This window comes from Moorena sp. SIO4A1 (assembly GCF_010672065.1).
Classification (GTDB): domain Bacteria; phylum Cyanobacteriota; class Cyanobacteriia; order Cyanobacteriales; family Coleofasciculaceae; genus Moorena.
The window spans coordinates 1-1,668 of the sequence record NZ_JAAHHX010000561.1 but is presented as its reverse complement, the minus strand read 5'-3'; the positions used below and the strand labels follow the sequence as shown (position 1 = coordinate 1,668).

The window sequence follows — 1,668 nt, the reverse complement described above, 5'->3', positions numbered from 1 at the left end:
TGCTCTGGCTGCTGCTTTTATAGCAGCAGATGATGGTGGAATTGTCAAGATGAATCACCTGCTGCGTGCAGTCCGGCGAGAGTATCAGAAGATGGGAAAAGTGTTAATAGAGGGTGATTTTGGTCAGTATGCTGGCCTAATGTGATGATTCGTAATAACTCAAATAACTGTGCAAACAATTCACTAAGCACGTTTAAGTTGTGTGTATTGTTGTTACGGAGAAGATTTAAGGGACAGTTTGCAGACTAAAGTGGGTACTTGGCAACTAAAATTGCCGATTGACCTCAGCCAGTTTGCCGATGATTTGGCGACCTGGGCTAAGAGTGAGGAAATGCGATGATTCATGACCTGGATAGAACGTTGGAGGAATTGCTCAAGGGCGAACTACCTCCTGAGCTAATCTCGTCAGTTACTATTAGCTTTGCCACACCTGACAAGGATTTTAGTGTCAAGCCAGCGATTAATCTTTTTCTTTACGATGTGCGTGAGAATGTGGAGTTACGCAACACCACCTGGTCAACAGAACGCAGTAACGGTAGGGCAACCAAAAGGCGTAATCCAGTGCGAGTGGATTGCTCTTACCTAATCACCGCTTGGTCCGCTCTTACAGGTAATGGTCAAAGACCAGAGCAAGAAGAGCACCAATGGCTGGGGGAGGTAATGAAAGTGCTACTGCGTCATCGTATAATTCCAGCGGCTGTATTACAGGGAAGCCTCAGGGGGATGGAACCTCCGATCAGGACAGTTAGTCTGAGTCAGAGCAACCTACAGAGTTTGGGTGAATTCTGGCAAGCAATGGGAGGAAAGCCCAGACCAGCATTGAACTACACCCTTACTATGGCTGTGGAAGTCGATGATCCAGTTGAGGCAGGAACCTTGGTAACAGATATCAGGATTGGGTAATTGCGGATTGGGAATTGGTTGACTATTTACCATTAGCCATTAGCCATTAGCCATAACCAAGATAGTTGACTAAGGGAGTATTGCTCGTGTCAAATAAGATTAGGTTGGAAGCAATCCGCCATCAGGTTGCGATCGCTGGGCAGGTTAAAGATGCCCAAACTAAGCAGGTGATTCCGGGAGCAGTGGTCGAAATTGCCGATATGCCCGAAAGCTTGAAAAGCAAGTTAGATCTGCTAGCTGGCCTGTATGGAGATGACTGGGAAAAGAGGGTCGAGCGACCTGACCGCACTCGTACGAGAGTTGACGGCTATTTCTACTTCCAGGATCTCCCTGATGGGTCATATACCTTGACGGCTTCCTTGCTAGGTACGGGTACTCGCTATAGTGCTGACCCAACCATCAAAACGATACCGCCTGATTCTGATCTCGAATCCGATGATACCGAGGTTCAGGTGTCACGAGATTCAGATGGTGCGATCGCGATACCTACTGTTAATTTCTATTTCCAACCAACTGCTCTCAAGGGTAACGTCACCAACTCAGAGGACGGTGAAGCTGTCGTTATGGCCAAAGTTGAGATTGAGGGGAGTGGTGAGTATACCTTTACTGACAACGATGGGAACTATCTCCTGAGTAGTCTCGAAGCATCTACGGATAAATCAAGTGCTCGTCCAGTTAAGGTTAAAGTTGTTGCCCAAGGCTACCAGAAAGAAACGTCTCAACTTGTAGACTTGAACCAAGGGCAAGTGACCACTCACAATTTGA

Annotated in this window: 2 protein-coding genes; both read left to right on the top strand. The window is 47.1% G+C overall.

The genetic code is table 11. From position 1 onward, the window contains the following. Positions 1 to 336: 336 nt before the first annotated feature. On the top strand, positions 337 to 903 hold the full coding sequence (locus F6K53_RS40645; protein ID WP_293085869.1) for a DUF4255 domain-containing protein: 567 nt from the start codon (positions 337 to 339) through the stop codon (positions 901 to 903). An 86-nt stretch (positions 904 to 989) separates the two neighbouring features. Further along, positions 990 to 1,668: carboxypeptidase-like regulatory domain-containing protein (locus F6K53_RS40640; RefSeq protein WP_293085867.1), on the top strand; the 679-nt coding region annotated here is incomplete at its 3' end.